Here is a 15,392-nt window from a genome sequence, read left to right as displayed (position 1 = left end):
GCTAGTAAAAAGTGACCTTAGTCCTATAAAAAATGATCAATTATGAATTAGCTGTTCTAAGCGAGTTCATCGTTAATGAAATAACACACCAACGCAACAATGAATAACGGTACAGAGCTTAATAACACGGACTGAATACTTGCTAATTCATAAATTTTAAATTGGCTGATTGAGTTTATAATCATCGTTGTAGGTAAGAAATACAACAAGGGGATTAACGCGATAAGCGCAAACAATTGTAAAATAAAAAATCGTTTAAAGTTACGTTTGTTGGCTTTATCAAGAGTTTGTTGAACAAATTCTTTAGAATCGACTGTTGGCATAGGCTTACTGAAAAGCGATTCTAGTTGCTGCTCATTAAAAGGGCACATTATGCTGCTCCTAATTGTAATTGTTGGCCGATAGATAATAATTTATCCTTGCCGCGTTTGCAGTGCGACTTTACCGTACCTAAAGGCATGTTTAAGATTGAAGCAATTTCATCATGACCATAACCCAGCGTCATATTCAGGGTTAGCACTGCTCTTTGCTCGTTACTTAAAAACTGCATTAATTGCATTACCATGTGTTCGTTTTCACAATTATCAGTAATTGCAATTTCTGGTAATGCCTCTTGCACTTGCTCTTTATTTTTTGCTATTTGATTTAAAAAATTACGATAGGCAATACGATATAACCATGATTTAAACGCCTGGATATTATTTAATTTACCTAATTGTTGATAAGCAGTAATTAAGCTTTCTTGAGCGATGTCATCAGCAAGAGCATGGTCGCCAGCGGTTAATCGCCGGCAATAGCCGCGCAAATCTGACTGGCATGCCTTTACTATTTCAGTAAATGCATGCTGGTCATTTTGCTTTGTAAACTTAGCGATTAATTTGTCTAGCATAAGGTTAGCGTATCACATCATTGCTTAAGCGTCTTTTGGACCAAACTTCCAAACGACTAGGTAGCCAATTCCAATTGCTAATGGGAATAATGAGAACCCGACCATGTCGATGCCATATGGATTAATAAGACCATATATACCAATGGCTACAGCTAAACTAACTAACAGTACACCGCGTTTAAAATCAGCGTGCGGATTTTTCTGACCTTGCAGTATTTTTTCAATACTTTCAGGGGACATAGACTGGCCTTTTTCAAATGCTACTTGCAAGGTTTGATGTAACGCTTGCTTGCCTTTAAAAGAAAAGAAAAAGAATGAAAAGCCAATAACGCCTAACATGATAAATAATACGATAGGGATAAGATTGCCGTGCATAATAAACTCCAATAATTTAAAAATAATGTGTGTTATTTAATAAGAGGTGTTAAAAGATGGTTTTAGATGCAGCGATTGAAAATAAATTTATTAAAGCTACTAATTCAATATTAACTTATTAACTCCATGGCAGTTTGCATTCCTTCTCCCTGAGCAAAACAGAAAATTATACATCCATGTATTTTCTGCATATAGCTCTTCCATGAGCAAAAAAAGCCATAATTCTGCTGAAAAATGGCTTCTACTTGGCGGGGGTTATTTAGATGTTTAAAAAATCAATTTATAAGTTTGCTTGCTTTGCCACCTCCTCACTATCAACTTTCAGTTTCATTACAACACGTCGATCAAAGTAATTTACTTCAGAGGCAACAGTTGCATCTACCGGTGCCAACTCTCCAAATGCATTGGTAAAGATTCGTTGTTCTTCTATCCCTTCATCCAGTAATAATTGTTTAACACTGGCAATACGCTGTTCGGCCAATTGCAGGTTGCGTTGTTCATCGCCCTGTTTATCGGTATAGCCTGACAGGTCAATATTTAAGTGCGGCGAACGCTGTAATACTTTCGCTAAAGCCTGCACCTGTTGTTCATAATGCGGTTCAATTACGCTCGAACCGGTTCTAAACATTAAGCTTACTAAAATGTTTTCTACTTGCGCTTTTTCACTGTTTTCATAGCTGTTGGCAATGTTCATCACCTCTTGCTGATATTGCATTTCAAGGTTTTTAATTTCGCCTTTATACTTGTGCTTTGCATTGGTCGCACTAAGTTTTTGCTGTTCAACTTGTGTTTCTAACGCACTTATTTCTTCTTCATTAATCATATTTTTAGCGATGAAGTCGCCGGCTATAGCTGTAATGAATGCGCCAGGAGGTCCACCAAAAATACCGCCAATAATTGCACCTATACTTACCCCTACTTTTTCTTCCGTTGGGATTTCTTCAATGTGCTCAATAATGTTCTTCTCTTCAGCGTACGCTTGTGGAGTAATAAATGCTGTAGTTAATAATACCGTACTAAGGGTTATTGCTGTCATTGTCTTTTTCATAGTGTTTACCTTTTTTGTTAATATAAATAAATCGTTCAGGCCGTAACCTTTCAATGACTTCATTAAACCCAATAAAAATGACAATCTATTTATTCTAAAATGAACTTTTAACGCACAATTATGACCAATTATGATGATTAGCCTGTTATCCTTAACATTATGCTTTTTATTGATATATTGATTTCAAACAGTCCAAAGAAAAAGAAAAGATATGAGCAAACGAATTGCAATTGTTGAAGATGATGAAGCAATTAGAGAAAACTATGCCGATGCCTTGCGTAAGCAAGGTTTTGTTGTGCAAACCTATAAAAATAAACAAACAGCATTAGATGCTTTTGATTTATCGTTGCCGCATTTGGCCATTTTAGATATTGGACTTGAAGATGAATATGATGGCGGGTTTGATTTATGCCGATACCTTCGAGACAAGTCTGAAACATTACCGATAATATTTTTAACCGCACGAGATTCAGATGCCGACTTAATTAGTGGCCTGCGTTTGGGCGCTAATGACTACGTTAGTAAAACGATGAGTTTTGCAAATTTAAGTGCTCGCATTCATGCCATTTTGAATTACCTTAAATTTATCGATAAGCCTATTATTGAAAACAAAGTAGAGCGCGGTGAGCTTAGCATTAATAAAGATAGGTTAAGTATTCATTGGCGAGATAAATTAATTAATACCACCATTACTGAATTTTGGATGGTTTATTCATTAGCGCTAAATCCGGGTCATGTTAAAAATAAAGAGCAGTTAATGAGCGACGCCAACATCGTTGTTGATGACAATACAGTTACTGCTCACATCAAGCGCATTCGCAAAAAATTTAATGCTCAAGACAGCTCTTTTAATTGTATCGATACCGTATATGGTATGGGTTATCGCTGGCATGATGAGCAATAGGGAATAATCGAATTGCGCTTAAATATCACCGTAAAGTTAATGTTTTTTGCCAGTTTTTTACTGGCTATTCCAATGATAGGTTACAACTATATTTGGGACATGGAAAAACACTTGCGCAAAGGCCAAGAGCAAACCTTAATGAACAATGCCAAAGCATTGGCAACCGCACTGCATGAACGGGAAAATTTATTTAATACTCAGGCAAGCTATAAAGATGCATTGGTGAAAGGTAAAGATTTTTTTCCAAGTGAAATTACTAAAGCAATTAAACTGGACGGGCTTGATAATGATTGGCTAGAACATGCCAACACAAAAAGCATCAACTATTACAACCACTTAAACCAAATAAACTCGACGTTCAGCGAAGCTGAGGTTAGTTTAAACTTTAGTTCTCAAATAGGTCGATATAAAGACTATGTATACGCATTACTAAAAGTATCTGACGATAGTGTGCTCTTTCGACCGAGCAATGCGTTATCGGTTGTTGAAAATGATCATATTGAAATAGCCACACTCGATCAAAACCAAGAGTTTTCTCGCTATGTTATCAGTAACCATGGCGTAGGCTGGATCAGCGCATTCAAAATGCCGCCAGCAGGCTCTGAAACGCATCCAGAAAATGAGACGGCAATACAGGGTCAATGGCAATTAACAAAAGACGGTTACATTGTTGAGCTTCGAATTAAAAAATCATTACTGGGAGAAAAGGTTGGTTTTAGTATTACCGACATTGACTCTTTCGCCCAGCCAATTGAAAAAGTAGTCATTGGTACTGCCGATACTCAAAACTCAAATGATTTAGGTACTCTTACGGTACCCTCGCCTCAAATTGAAAGTATTATAAAAGCTATGGGCCGCAGTCATTCAAAAATTCGAGTCGTAGATAAGCATCAGCAGCTTTTAACTGAACATGGCGATATTCAAAATGCCGCAGGAGATTGGTCAGATAATAATTTTTACCTGGAGCAGGATACATGGTTCAGTCAAATAAGAAACTTGATCATAAACCCTTTTTACCAATACTTTTTAACTAAGCCGCCAAAGACATTTACCATTGAGCAATTTGAAAATCGTCGTCATAAGAACCGTCATGTTCAAACCGCAATAAATACCGGAAAGCTAACCTCTTTATGGTGGACTACCAATGACAATAAAGCAGTAATTCTGTCTGCTGCTCACCCAATTTATGTTGATAATCAAATAAAGGGCGCAGTAATTGTTGAAGAAACAACTCATGGTATTCGCAGTATTCGTAATAAAGCGGTTGAAGGGATATTACTGACCAGTATTTTCATTTATTTATCCGTTGCTGCATTGTTTCTATATACCCTAAGGCTTTCATATAGAATTAGAAAATTACGCAATCAAACCGATGCCGTTGTTGATGAACAAGGCAAAATAAAAGCGAATTTACCCAGTACAAAAATAAATGATGAGATTGGTGATTTATCAAAAAGCTTTACCAACATAATAAGCCAACTAAGCCAGTACAATAATTATTTGCAAAATATGTCGTCACGTTTGTCGCATGAGCTGAAAACCCCAATTTCAGTTGTGCGATCATCGCTTGAAATGATGGAAAATCAGCACTTGCCCCATGACAGTAAGGTATATATGAAACGTGCTAAAGATGGCATTAACCGTTTGAATTCAATGTTAATGGCAATGAGTGAGGCGACACATTTAGAGCAGGCATTGGCAACATCTGAAAGCGAAAAATTTGATCTTGCTGCGTTAGTTGAAGGTTGCGGTCAAAGCTATCAACAAATTTATCAACAACAAAACTTCGATATTAACATCACCAACAAACCCATATTTATTAATGGCTGTGACGAGCATATCGCGCAACTGTTCGACAAGCTAATATCAAATGCGGTTGAATTTAGTGACAATGGTGATGATATTAACGTTAATTTGGCATTAGACAATAGCAAAAAACAGGTGATGTTAACGGTAGAAAATAAAGGCGCTTTGTTACCTCAAAAGATGCAGGCGAATATTTTTGATGCCATGGTGTCAGTTCGTAATGAAGAGCAGAAAAAACAGCCTCATTTAGGCATTGGCTTATATATTTGTAAACTGATCAGCGATCATCATAAGGGTACTATAATTGCTGAAAACTTAGCTGATAATACTGGTGTAAGGTTTATACTTACCTTACCTATAGCTAAATAACCTGAACTCGGCTTAATAAATTTAGGTATGCAATTATGTGTGGACGATTCTCAGTAAATAAACAACAGGTTGAAACTTGGGTTACAAGCAATTTGCTCAGCCCATTTACCTGTGTAGAAAACAACGATTTATGTCCTAGTCAGACAGTAAGCACCATAATACAAACAGAAGATAATCTGTGTCAGCAAGATGCACTATGGGGAATAAAGCCCGCATGGGCAAATAAATTATTAATTAATGGTCAAGCGGAAAGCATTACTGAAAAACCAACATTTAAGCAGGCGTTTAAACATAGACGCTGTGTTATTCCATTTTCTAGTTGGTTTGAGTGGAAAACAGACGAGCAAGGCAAAAAACAAAAATATCAGTTTGTTGATGATCAACAAACGCCATTGTTAATGGCCGGGATATATTACCAAGCCAAAGACTCTGACACACCGCTATTAGTCACCTTAACCACTAAACCAACTGAGCAATGCGGCCAATACCACAGCAGAATGCCGCTATTGGTGCCGAAAAATTCGATTAACGAATGGTTTAGCAAAGACATTGACTTAGTTACGCCACTGCTAACAACAATTGAGCAACCTTTTCAGATAACTGCGGCAGATAATAATTAGTTGGCTTTTATCTCTTTAGAGTAGTCATCTTCATTGATATCGAACTCTTTAGAGTGGGTCATATAAGGATGATCTTCTAAGAATATTTCAATGGCACGCTTTACTTTATTGCCAATGAAATCAATTTTGTCGTCGAAGAAATGTTTACGATGATCTTCAGAATCAAAAATTCCTATCACATCTCCATCAGGGCCAAATATCGGACAACATAGTTCTGATTTCACTTTTGCATCACAACGATAATATGGACCTACGTGGGTATCGACATCAGGAATATAATATTGCTGCTTTTCCATGATCACGCGGGTATTAATTGATTTTTCCAAATGCTCCTCTGAGATCTCAAATTCAGCTTTACTCATTTCGCCGTTGTATACGTACTTAACCAGTTTGTCACCATGGCGAAGGTATATACCAAACCAAAGAACATCACTTTTAATGTGGATCCAGCGTACTAAACGATTTAAACGAGCGAGTAGATCCAGCAAATTTGCTTTTTGCTCTTCGCTATCAACATACTGCATTAAGTCATAGGTGTTACCAGCAACTTTATAGATTGGACACGTGCCATCTTCGTTTAACTCAGGTTCAATATAAGTTAACAAATGATCATGGTTATCAAGGCTGTTAATTGGTTCGTAAAGAACCCCTAAAATGTCAAATAAGCGCATTGGCTTTACCTATAAATATAATGTTATTAATTCGTCAATTTAGATGTATAGACGTCTAAATGAAAAATCTATTATACAGAAGAATACTCCGTTGCCAACATTTTTGTTTATAAAGCGGAAAAGCAGGTGCGACGATTAACAATTACAGTATCTGCGCATAGGCATTAATTGGTTTAGTTATTAACTCTGGCAGTTGGCTAAGCTCAACCCGATCAAGCAAGTTTTTAACGGCTAAACCTAATTCAACATCACCTTCTATCAGCAACTTTCTTTTAAAAAACAAAGTGTCTGGATCAATCGTTTGTGATGCTAATAGCACGAAGGAGTTAAACTCACCGCTGATCACAACGTCACTACTTTGTGTGGTGATGCTAGCGTGACTCACCAATATTTTTTCATCTTCAACACTAAAAAACCAAGACTTATTAAGATCAGTAACTTTGATTTCTAAAAACACTTGTTCAAGAAAGTCTAATTCACCATCAATGAGTTGCTCTTTTAACACATTGTTAAGTGCAACCTCGATAACTTTATTTTGAATAGATTCAGGTACGATATGGCTTGATATATGAGCTATTTTAGGCAGGATTACTGACAGTTTGCTAGGTAAATTCATAACGACTCTTGCGGTAAATTTTAATAATTCAACGATAACAAATTAAAAATATCTTTTATTTAATCCATATCAAATATCTGCCTTGCTAAAAAGATAAAATAATCTGGCATAATAATAACTAAGAGTATGATCTTAACCATGGAATTACTTTGCCCGGCAGGTAGTCTGCCTGCAGTAAAAACAGCGCTGGAGCATGGCGCTGATGCAATATTTATTGGCATGAATAATGAAACTAATGCCCGTCATTTTGCCGGACTTAATTTTAACGATAAACGCATTTTACAAGCGGCCAATTTAATCAACCAACAAAATAAAGACTTACATATTGCTATTAATACCTTTGCCAAACCTGGTGAGTTTAAATCATGGCAATATACAGTAGACAAAGCCGTAGACATTGGTGCAAAAGCATTAATTATTGCTGATATGGCGGTGCTTGATTACGCCGCAGATAAATACCCTGATGCCGAAATTCATCTTTCAGTACAAGCTTCAGCCACCAATAAAGCGGCTATCGATTTTTACCGTAATAACTTCAATATTCATCGAGTTGTTTTACCTCGAGTATTATCACTTCAGCAAGTTAAGCAACTCTCTAGGCAAACCGACATTGAACTTGAAGTGTTTGCTTTTGGTAGCTTATGCATTATGGCCGAGGGGCGCTGTTATTTATCTTCCTATTTAACCGGAGAAAGCCCAAATACAGTAGGTGCTTGCTCTCCGGCAAAATATGTAGACTGGAAACAAACCGACACGGGTTTGGAGTCACGACTTAATGATGTATTAATTGATCGCTATAGAGACGATGAAAATGCCGGCTACCCTACTCTGTGCAAAGGCCGATTTAAAGTTAATGATAATATTTATCATGCCCTGGAAGAGCCAACGAGCTTAAATACAATCGATTTAATTCCAGAGCTTGCCAAAGCCAATATTGCTTCAGTAAAAATTGAAGGACGACAACGCAGTCCAGCATATGTGGCCACCGTAACGCGGTTATGGCGACAAGCCATCGACTCCTACAAAAAAGATCCTGATAACTATAAAGCGGATCCTGCTTGGATGAGTGAGCTTGGTAATATTTCTGAAGGTTCACAAACAACGCTCGGTGCTTATCACCGTAATTGGCAATAGAGGAAAGTTAATGAAATATTCATTAGGCGCAAATCAATTTTATTGGCCCAAAGCACAAGTAGAAGAGTTTTATCAACAAGCAGCATGTTCAAATGCCGATATTATTTACCTTGGTGAAACTGTTTGCTCCAAACGGCGTGAACTTCGCCAAAAAGACTGGTTGGAGCTCGCCATAGATCTGGCAAATTCAAACAAACAAATAGTACTGTCTACCATGGCATTGTTAGAAGCACCATCTGAGGTTTCAATTCTAAAAAAATACTGTGATAACGGAGAATTTATTATTGAAGCCAATGATGTTGGTGCAATTGAGTTTTGCCGCCAAAACAATGTTGAATTTGTGTGTGGTCAAGCAATAAATGCCTATAATGCTCCCGCTTTGAAACGACTAATTAGCATGGGAATGCAACGTTGGGTGACGCCGGTGGAACTGGGTAGGGATTGGATAAAGCAAACCTTGGGTGAATTAGAAGACCAAGGGTTGCGAGACAAATTTGAGGTAGAAACTCAATGTTATGGCCATTTACCTCTCGCCTACTCGGCTCGTTGCTTCACCGCAAGAAGTGAAAATAAAAGCAAAGATGACTGCCAGCTTTGTTGTATCAATTACCCAAGCGGCCGAATTGCCGATAGCCAGGAAGATAAGCAACTGTTTGTGCTAAACGGCATTCAAACAATGTCAGGCGATTGTTATAACTTAAGTAATGACATAGAAAGTATGAAAAACTTGATAGACATTATCCGTATTAGCCCGCAAGCAGAAGATACGTTTAGCATATTAGATAACTTTATTGCCAAACAGCAGCACCCTATATTTGAGCAATTACCAAAAAACCATTCGAATGGTTATTGGCATCAAATTGCAGGAATGAATACTGTATAAATCAACTCCCACACGATTGATAAGAGTAGAGTTTTAATCTTTCTACTCTTGTTTTCGTTCGCCTTACCATTTAATTGTTTCTACAAGTTGTTATACTAAATAAAAGCGTTGTTAGAGATAAGTATGAGCTCGGTTCAAAATATACAAAATAATACCAATACATTGATTATGGATGATGCAACTATTGATATCATCAATTTACGTTTACGTACTTATATTGGTTTTAACCCTGAAGAAATAAGTAAACAGCAAGATATTGTTATTAATGCGCAAATTCGTTATCCAGCAGGTAATGCTTGTACTACCGATGAGGCAGCTCAGGCATTAAACTATAAAACGATCACAAAAAAGATGATCAGTCATGTCGAAAGTGGCAACTTTAAATTGCTCGAAAAACTAACATCAGATTTATTAGAAATAGCCATGACTTCCAAGCTGGTTACCTATGCAAAAGTTACCGTAGAGAAACCGCATGCGCTTCGTTTTGCTGACTCTGTTTCTCTTACATTAAGTGCCAAGCGTCAATAAACGATGATAGATCATGCAATAATTATTACAGGTGGTAGCCAACGTTTAGGTTTAGCGTTAGCAAAAGCATTACACAGTAAATTAACGCCGGTAATAATAACCTATCGTACTGAACGAGCATCACTAGTCGAGCTGAAAAACCTTGGCATCACTTGTGTCCAAGCAGATTTTTCCTCTGATGAAGGAATTGCCGCGTTTAGCCAGTACGTTAAAAATCATTGTTCTTCATTAAGCGCAATTGTACATAATGCTTCCGATTGGCTCGCTGAAAACACCGAGACGCCCCCTTCGTTAATAATGAAAGCCATGATGCAAATTCATGTGCAAACACCTTATCAACTAAACCTTGCGTTTCAGCCATTATTAGAGCGTTTTCATCAAGAAACGAATCGTGCAGCTAATGTAATTCACTTAACTGATTACGTAGTAGATAAAGGTAGTAAAAAGCACATAGCTTACGCGGCAAGTAAAGCGGCATTGGCTAACCTAACGCTTTCTTTTTCTGCTCTTTTAGCGCCAAAAGTAAAAGTAAACTCGATTGCACCGTCACTATTAATGTTTAACATTGATGATAGTGACAGCTATAAAGAAAAAACCTTAAAGAAGTCGTTAATGCAAATTGCCCCTGGTGAAATGGAGGGTGTTGAAGCAGTACAATACCTACTAAAGAGTAGGTATATAACTGGTCATACACTACACTTAGACGGCGGCAGACACTTAGCCTAACACCATAATGGCTGATGTAAATTATTGAGAAAATTATTATGAATAGCATGCAAGCAAAAACACTCGCCAGCATTAGTAGCAATAAAGCGAGCAGTCCAGCAGCTAAAATTGTACAAAAGGCATTAATTGATGCTGGTTTAGAAACTCCGATGCAGATTACGGACAAGCTCAGTAATGATGAAAAGTATCAAAAAATCAAACAATCATTTACTGATATATGTGATACCTTGGGGTTAGATTTAACCGATGACAGCTTACAAGAAACGCCCCATCGCATTGCTAAAATGTATGTGCAAGAAATTTTCTCGGGCTTAGATTACAGCAACTTTCCAAAAATTACGGTCATTGAAAATAAAATGGCTAATGACGAAATGATCATGGTTAAAGACATTAACCTGACAAGTACGTGTGAACATCATTTTGTCACGATTGATGGTATGGCAAAAGTTGCCTACATTCCTAAAAAGAAAATTATCGGCTTGTCTAAAATTAATCGACTTGTTCGTTTCTTTGGCCAACGACCACAAGTACAAGAGCGCTTAACACAGCAAATTTTGATCTCATTAAAAGCACTACTAGACACAGAACATGTTGCGGTAACCATCAATGCCGTGCATTATTGTGTGAAAGCTCGTGGCGTAATGGACTCAAACTCTAGTACCACGACAACAGCCCTAAGTGGTTGTTTTAAAACTAATCCTGCGACCCGCAGTGAATTTTTACAGTAATACCAATTGGTATAACATTCTCCCTTATTTGGAACGCGTATGAAAAAGATGAAAAATGAACAGGCTTTATTAAAAATAGCCCTAAGTGTAGGTGAAAAGTACGCAGTAAATAGAGGTTTTAAAAGCTTTGGTGCAACTGATGCAGCAAAAGAAAAGGTTGAAGCACTATATCGATTATTAGTGCAGGACAAATTGGTTCACCCTCTCCCTGAAGATAAAGAAGACTTGCTAAGTATGAAACATAAACTCGCATTATGGATTCAAAAGCAACTGCCTGAGGGCCATGAACTGCTTAAATAGTGTTACTATTTTAGCCTCCTGATAATACTCCCCCTGTGCTGATTAATTTTAATTACTGAGTAGTAATTAAAATTAATCGTAGTTAGATAGAATAACTTTCAAAACGAATTAAAATGGGTTTAGAGTATACCGTTGTTGTTGCAGCAAAGCGTTAGCCGTCATTGCCGATAACGCCATTTCAACACTAGGTATTAAATCAACCTTATCAACACCTAAATAACTTGCCGACTGTCCGCAAAGGTATATTTTAACATCTGCAGCAAGCAACAAACTTACTAATTCAGCACTAACATTATCTTGATCAAATTTGTTTTTATAGGCTGCGTTTGTCATTAAATCAAATCCAGCTTTTCCGTGCACCACCATAGCCACATCAATATTTTCTAACGGGACTCCTGCTCGAACATGCATATTTATAAATCGAGCTACCGTATTAAAATTACCGTTAACGCCCCCATTTTCATTAATATTGGCAATATCAAATACTACTTTAAATGTTTGTTTTTCTGGATGAATTAACGCACCTTTAATTGCAACATTTTCACCATAGTTTTTAAACACAGGCCCTTTGGTAAAGTTTTCTTTGCCCGCAAAACTATTGAATGACAACAATAGCGTAACCAACATAATAAGATTTTTTTTCATCGTTCAGCTCTTAAAATAATAGTAAATACAACCATTTAATAAACCTAATTTAACTCAATGAAAACTCTTAAGCTACAGGGAAATCTTAAAAGCACAATTTTTTACTATACTTTAGCTACCCCTTAGCTTCAGTGCTTTGGTTATTCTCTGCACCTGCTAAGCCAGTGTATTTTTTACAATAGGTAAAGGAGGGTATTATGACGTTTACCAAATTGTCGATTTTAGCTCTATTAATTGGAGCCACACCTGTAACTTTAGCAAGCCAATATAAATTTGTTGCTACTGACAAAGATCCAAATACTAAAATATGTATTGCTGCAGCCGAAAACAACCTACTTCGTTATATGAGATTAGTAAAACATCATGGCTTTACTTATCAAGTAATTGCAGATCACCTTAAGTGTAATGAACAAAATATAGCTGACTTTGCTTACTCTTTTAGCTCGACACGAACGGCAAAATTCATTGACGCCTATAGGAAGGACTCAACTTCATTTAGCAATGTCGCTGTACATTCGCCAAGCCAAATAAATCAAGGTGTGAAAGTTATCTATATTACCGCAAAGTAATTAACCTTTAAGCAGCCATAATGAACAATGAAGCGACTTATAATATTGGTTTTAAGTCGAAAAAGTGACTATGACGGATAAAATAATAATTTGTAAAAGTGAACTATACTTAATCCACTTTTACAAAGGAGTTTATTATGTCTGATGAAAATTCTTGGGCATTATCCATGCACCAGATTGAAAGTTGTAGCTGTAGTCATGGATGTGGATGCCAATTTGGCGGCTTTCCGAGCAGTGCGAATGGCGGCTGTGATGCCATTTTAGGTTGGCAGGTAATAAAAGGTCATTTTAACGATTTAGATCTGTCTGGTTTAAAAGCTGTATTTGTCGCTATGTGGCCAAAAGCCATGCATGATGGCGACGGTAAAGGCGCACTATTTATTGATAGAGCCGCAAGTGAAGAGCAAGTAACAGCGTTAGCGACGATTTTCTCAGGCCAAGCAGGCGGTATGCCAGTTGAAGCTATCGCAACATTGTTTTCTGAATTTGACGGACCGATAATCAGCGATATTGAAATGGATCCACAAGATTATAAGTCTACCGTTTCAATTTCAGGTGTTTTAGAAACCGGACAAGCGCCACATATCAACCCAGTAACAGGTGATGAAAATAAAGTACACATTACCTTTCCTAGTGGTGGTTTTATGTGGAATGATGGTTTTGTTGGAAAAACAACATCGTTAAAAGTAGAGCATGGCAATTTATCGTTTAATTATTCAGACACATTTGCTGCCAAAGCTGTTGTTAATTGGCCTACTTAATTAAAATAAAGGTTAATAGTACTGTTGCAAAGCATCGTAAATAAAGGGTTGGTTTTAGTATCCATAGGGCTGCTCATATATTTGAGTTGGTATTATATGCTTTATGGGATGACCATGAATATGGAGCCAGTGGCTACTTGGTCATATGCTGATATTGGGCTTTTATTTATTATGTGGGCCATTATGATGGCAGGCATGATGTTGCCATCTGCCCTGCCTGTTATTTTACTTATTGATAAAATAAACCAACAACGTCAACAGCACGGAGCAAGCTTCACACCTACATTTTTCTTTTCTATCGGCTACCTAATTGCGTGGGCTATTTATAGTGTTCTGATCACCATCATTCAAACCTGGTTGCATCACTTGGAGTTGCTCAGCCCGATGATGGATAGTGCGAATATACAATTTAGTGCCCTCATCCTTATCGTTGCCGGTATATATCAATTCAGTGCTTTTAAACAACAATGTTTAAACTTGTGCCGCTCGCCACTTTCCCTGTTAACCGGAGACTGGCAAGAAGGGATAAAAGGTGCAGTCAGTTTAGGGATAAAACATGGCAGCTATTGCGTGGGTTGCTGTTGGTTTTTAATGGCAATTTTATTTGTTACCGGGGTAATGAACTTACAATGGATTTTAATTCTTACGCTAGTGGTGTTGGTGGAAAAGGCTTTACCCAAAGGGGAGATTATTAGTAAGTATTTAGGGGCTTTGTTAATACTGCTTGGACTTAGTTACTTATTCTAGCGTTAACTGTTTTGTTGGCCATTGTTTTTAATGAATTCAATGGAGTGTTGATTAAACTCTTGTGGTTTTTCTACATTACATACATGCCCACAATTACTAATCTCTGTTAATTGACTACGACTATGCTTGGCAACCATTTCTTTTACAGGCCGCATGAACATATGATCATTTTCTCCCATTAAATATAATGTTGGCGTATTGGTTTCATTCTCTTTGTAGTACTTCATTAATGGGTTCACATCAGCGGCAAGCTTAAACCAACGCTTAAACTCTTTTTGACACAGTTTTTTTGCATCTTTAATAAACATGCCTCGAGATTCAACCTGCCCCTTTTGAGGCATTAGAATATATGCGAATAATCGATATAACCACATATAAGGCATTACATGCTTAAAGAAGTCACCAATTTTAACCAGTGTATTCGAGCGAAAATCAAAGCGAGTTACGGCACCACCTAGCACCATTGTTTTAACTCGGTTAGGTGCAAGTTCAGCTAACTTTTGAATTAATATTGTACCAAGTGAAATACCAACAAAGTGAGCGCCTTTAATTTTTAAGTGATCAAGGACTTGCACAATATCCAGCGCAACATCATTAAAGGTGTAACCGTTTTTTAGCATCTCTTTGAAGGAAACCGCAGCCGAACGGCCATGACCGCGTAAATCAATAAATACCAAATTGAAGTGTTTTTTGTATTCTTTGATTTGCTTAAACCAAATACTAGAACTGCCGCCAGCGCCATGCACAAAAACTACCCATTCTTTGCTGTCTGGGTGTAAATAAGTTTTGTGATAAAGCATTGCAGTGTTCATGTAAGGTCCATAAAAAAATCAAGGAGGCATCATACCATGTAGATTTTAACTATTAGTACAACTTTTTAGTACAATTTTTGTAAAATTTAGTCAACACAGACTGAATACCCCACAAAAAATTAACGTTTAGTTTACTTGTTTTTTATTTTCACAATTATAATTTTGTTCTTAAAAACATTAAAACGACGTTATTTTAATGAAATATGCATTTAACGCTTTCACCAATCGGATCAAAAAAGATATATAATAAATTATTAAGCC

General features: G+C 37.0%; 20 protein-coding genes. 12 read left to right on the top strand and 8 right to left on the bottom strand.

The window, feature by feature from the left end; all coding sequences use genetic code 11:
* Positions 1 to 56: 56 nt before the first annotated feature.
* From RI845_RS04355 to pdsO, 4 genes are all read right to left on the bottom strand, one after another.
* Entirely contained in the window at positions 57 to 371 is a 315-nt protein-coding gene (locus RI845_RS04355; RefSeq protein ID WP_348388528.1) for a hypothetical protein, read from the bottom strand.
* The gene (locus RI845_RS04350) at positions 371 to 889 is read right to left on the bottom strand and encodes an RNA polymerase sigma factor (protein ID WP_348388527.1); all 519 of its coding nucleotides are present in this window, start codon (positions 887 to 889) and stop codon (positions 371 to 373) included. Before RI845_RS04350 ends, RI845_RS04355 begins: the two co-directional genes overlap by 1 nt.
* 24 nt (positions 890 to 913) lie before the next feature.
* Positions 914 to 1,264: a DUF6249 domain-containing protein gene (locus RI845_RS04345; protein ID WP_348388526.1), complete on the bottom strand. Its 351-nt coding sequence runs from the start codon at positions 1,262 to 1,264 to the stop codon at positions 914 to 916.
* A gap of 280 nt (positions 1,265 to 1,544) precedes the next feature.
* Positions 1,545 to 2,312 (bottom strand): sortase-associated OmpA-like protein PdsO, encoded by a 768-nt coding sequence (gene pdsO, locus RI845_RS04340; protein ID WP_348388525.1) that lies wholly within the window; start codon positions 2,310 to 2,312, stop codon positions 1,545 to 1,547.
* Positions 2,313 to 2,523: 211 nt separating this feature from the next.
* Here pdsO and pdsR point away from each other — a divergent pair, with 211 nt between their 5' ends.
* The 3 genes from pdsR to RI845_RS04325 are packed head-to-tail and all read left to right on the top strand — an operon-like array spanning position 2,524 to position 6,011.
* Positions 2,524 to 3,216, top strand: a complete 693-nt coding sequence (pdsR, locus tag RI845_RS04335; RefSeq protein ID WP_348388524.1) for a proteobacterial dedicated sortase system response regulator — start codon at positions 2,524 to 2,526, stop codon at positions 3,214 to 3,216.
* Between the two features lie 12 nt (positions 3,217 to 3,228).
* Positions 3,229 to 5,391, top strand: coding sequence for a proteobacterial dedicated sortase system histidine kinase (pdsS, locus tag RI845_RS04330; protein WP_348388523.1), 2,163 nt, complete (start codon positions 3,229 to 3,231; stop codon positions 5,389 to 5,391).
* Between the two features lie 35 nt (positions 5,392 to 5,426).
* Entirely contained in the window at positions 5,427 to 6,011 is a 585-nt protein-coding gene (locus RI845_RS04325; protein ID WP_348388522.1) for an SOS response-associated peptidase, read from the top strand.
* Here the strand turns inward: RI845_RS04325 and RI845_RS04320 are convergent.
* A complete protein-coding gene (locus tag RI845_RS04320) occupies positions 6,008 to 6,682 on the bottom strand; it encodes a GAF domain-containing protein (RefSeq protein WP_348388521.1) in 675 nt (224 codons plus the stop codon). The genes RI845_RS04325 and RI845_RS04320 overlap by 4 nt on opposite strands.
* Before the next feature lie 142 nt (positions 6,683 to 6,824).
* Entirely contained in the window at positions 6,825 to 7,298 is a 474-nt protein-coding gene (ubiT, locus tag RI845_RS04315; RefSeq protein ID WP_348388520.1) for a ubiquinone anaerobic biosynthesis accessory factor UbiT, read from the bottom strand.
* A gap of 138 nt (positions 7,299 to 7,436) precedes the next feature.
* Between ubiT and ubiU the strand changes: the two genes are divergently transcribed.
* From ubiU to RI845_RS04285, 6 genes are all read left to right on the top strand, one after another.
* Complete coding sequence (gene ubiU, locus RI845_RS04310; RefSeq protein ID WP_348389500.1) at positions 7,437 to 8,432, top strand: ubiquinone anaerobic biosynthesis protein UbiU; 996 nt, start codon at positions 7,437 to 7,439, stop codon at positions 8,430 to 8,432.
* Between the two features lie 10 nt (positions 8,433 to 8,442).
* Entirely contained in the window at positions 8,443 to 9,315 is an 873-nt protein-coding gene (locus RI845_RS04305; protein WP_348388519.1) for a U32 family peptidase, read from the top strand.
* A gap of 168 nt (positions 9,316 to 9,483) precedes the next feature.
* Complete coding sequence (folX, locus tag RI845_RS04300; RefSeq protein ID WP_348389499.1) at positions 9,484 to 9,843, top strand: dihydroneopterin triphosphate 2'-epimerase; 360 nt, start codon at positions 9,484 to 9,486, stop codon at positions 9,841 to 9,843.
* Between the two features lie 3 nt (positions 9,844 to 9,846).
* The gene (gene folM, locus RI845_RS04295; RefSeq protein ID WP_405054091.1) at positions 9,847 to 10,569 is read left to right on the top strand and encodes a dihydromonapterin reductase; all 723 of its coding nucleotides are present in this window, start codon (positions 9,847 to 9,849) and stop codon (positions 10,567 to 10,569) included.
* A gap of 47 nt (positions 10,570 to 10,616) precedes the next feature.
* Positions 10,617 to 11,297: a GTP cyclohydrolase I FolE gene (folE, locus tag RI845_RS04290; protein WP_348389497.1), complete on the top strand. Its 681-nt coding sequence runs from the start codon at positions 10,617 to 10,619 to the stop codon at positions 11,295 to 11,297.
* A gap of 39 nt (positions 11,298 to 11,336) precedes the next feature.
* Complete coding sequence (locus RI845_RS04285; RefSeq protein ID WP_348388518.1) at positions 11,337 to 11,597, top strand: DUF5062 family protein; 261 nt, start codon at positions 11,337 to 11,339, stop codon at positions 11,595 to 11,597.
* A 108-nt stretch (positions 11,598 to 11,705) separates the two neighbouring features.
* Here RI845_RS04285 and RI845_RS04280 read toward each other — a convergent pair whose 3' ends face one another.
* Positions 11,706 to 12,242, bottom strand: a complete 537-nt coding sequence (locus RI845_RS04280) for a DsrE family protein (RefSeq protein WP_348388517.1) — start codon at positions 12,240 to 12,242, stop codon at positions 11,706 to 11,708.
* Positions 12,243 to 12,439: 197 nt separating this feature from the next.
* Between RI845_RS04280 and RI845_RS04275 the strand changes: the two genes are divergently transcribed.
* From RI845_RS04275 to RI845_RS04265, 3 genes are all read left to right on the top strand, one after another.
* Positions 12,440 to 12,811 (top strand): DUF3718 domain-containing protein, encoded by a 372-nt coding sequence (locus RI845_RS04275; RefSeq protein WP_348388516.1) that lies wholly within the window; start codon positions 12,440 to 12,442, stop codon positions 12,809 to 12,811.
* A 137-nt stretch (positions 12,812 to 12,948) separates the two neighbouring features.
* Positions 12,949 to 13,572: a DUF1326 domain-containing protein gene (locus RI845_RS04270; RefSeq protein ID WP_348388515.1), complete on the top strand. Its 624-nt coding sequence runs from the start codon at positions 12,949 to 12,951 to the stop codon at positions 13,570 to 13,572.
* A 114-nt stretch (positions 13,573 to 13,686) separates the two neighbouring features.
* Positions 13,687 to 14,319, top strand: coding sequence for a DUF2182 domain-containing protein (locus RI845_RS04265; RefSeq protein ID WP_348388514.1), 633 nt, complete (start codon positions 13,687 to 13,689; stop codon positions 14,317 to 14,319).
* 2 nt (positions 14,320 to 14,321) lie between these two features.
* Here RI845_RS04265 and RI845_RS04260 read toward each other — a convergent pair whose 3' ends face one another.
* Positions 14,322 to 15,131: an alpha/beta fold hydrolase gene (locus RI845_RS04260; RefSeq protein ID WP_348388513.1), complete on the bottom strand. Its 810-nt coding sequence runs from the start codon at positions 15,129 to 15,131 to the stop codon at positions 14,322 to 14,324.
* Positions 15,132 to 15,392: the final 261 nt, after the last annotated feature.

The sequence above is a fragment of the Thalassotalea nanhaiensis genome (genome assembly GCF_031583575.1).
GTDB classification, from domain to species: domain Bacteria; phylum Pseudomonadota; class Gammaproteobacteria; order Enterobacterales; family Alteromonadaceae; genus Thalassotalea_A; species Thalassotalea_A nanhaiensis.
This window is presented reverse-complemented; position numbering and strand designations above follow the sequence as displayed.

What these genes read in the sequence shown, in the direction of transcription:
- RI845_RS04355 (WP_348388528.1), bottom strand. Translation starts at nt 371, where the DNA reads ATGTGCCCTTTTAATGAGCAGCAACTAGAATCGCTTTTCAGTAAGCCT.
- RI845_RS04350 (WP_348388527.1), bottom strand. Translation starts at nt 889, where the DNA reads ATGCTAGACAAATTAATCGCTAAGTTTACAAAGCAAAATGACCAGCAT.
- RI845_RS04345 (WP_348388526.1), bottom strand. Translation starts at nt 1,264, where the DNA reads ATGCACGGCAATCTTATCCCTATCGTATTATTTATCATGTTAGGCGTT.
- pdsO (WP_348388525.1), bottom strand. Translation starts at nt 2,312, where the DNA reads ATGAAAAAGACAATGACAGCAATAACCCTTAGTACGGTATTATTAACT.
- pdsR (WP_348388524.1), top strand. Translation starts at nt 2,524, where the DNA reads ATGAGCAAACGAATTGCAATTGTTGAAGATGATGAAGCAATTAGAGAA.
- RI845_RS04325 (WP_348388522.1), top strand. Translation starts at nt 5,427, where the DNA reads ATGTGTGGACGATTCTCAGTAAATAAACAACAGGTTGAAACTTGGGTT.
- RI845_RS04320 (WP_348388521.1), bottom strand. Translation starts at nt 6,682, where the DNA reads ATGCGCTTATTTGACATTTTAGGGGTTCTTTACGAACCAATTAACAGC.
- ubiT (WP_348388520.1), bottom strand. Translation starts at nt 7,298, where the DNA reads ATGAATTTACCTAGCAAACTGTCAGTAATCCTGCCTAAAATAGCTCAT.
- ubiU (WP_348389500.1), top strand. Translation starts at nt 7,437, where the DNA reads ATGGAATTACTTTGCCCGGCAGGTAGTCTGCCTGCAGTAAAAACAGCG.
- RI845_RS04305 (WP_348388519.1), top strand. Translation starts at nt 8,443, where the DNA reads ATGAAATATTCATTAGGCGCAAATCAATTTTATTGGCCCAAAGCACAA.
- folX (WP_348389499.1), top strand. Translation starts at nt 9,484, where the DNA reads ATGGATGATGCAACTATTGATATCATCAATTTACGTTTACGTACTTAT.
- folM (WP_405054091.1), top strand. Translation starts at nt 9,847, where the DNA reads ATGATAGATCATGCAATAATTATTACAGGTGGTAGCCAACGTTTAGGT.
- folE (WP_348389497.1), top strand. Translation starts at nt 10,617, where the DNA reads ATGCAAGCAAAAACACTCGCCAGCATTAGTAGCAATAAAGCGAGCAGT.
- RI845_RS04285 (WP_348388518.1), top strand. Translation starts at nt 11,337, where the DNA reads ATGAAAAAGATGAAAAATGAACAGGCTTTATTAAAAATAGCCCTAAGT.
- RI845_RS04280 (WP_348388517.1), bottom strand. Translation starts at nt 12,242, where the DNA reads ATGAAAAAAAATCTTATTATGTTGGTTACGCTATTGTTGTCATTCAAT.
- RI845_RS04275 (WP_348388516.1), top strand. Translation starts at nt 12,440, where the DNA reads ATGACGTTTACCAAATTGTCGATTTTAGCTCTATTAATTGGAGCCACA.
- RI845_RS04270 (WP_348388515.1), top strand. Translation starts at nt 12,949, where the DNA reads ATGTCTGATGAAAATTCTTGGGCATTATCCATGCACCAGATTGAAAGT.
- RI845_RS04265 (WP_348388514.1), top strand. Translation starts at nt 13,687, where the DNA reads ATGAATATGGAGCCAGTGGCTACTTGGTCATATGCTGATATTGGGCTT.
- RI845_RS04260 (WP_348388513.1), bottom strand. Translation starts at nt 15,131, where the DNA reads ATGAACACTGCAATGCTTTATCACAAAACTTATTTACACCCAGACAGC.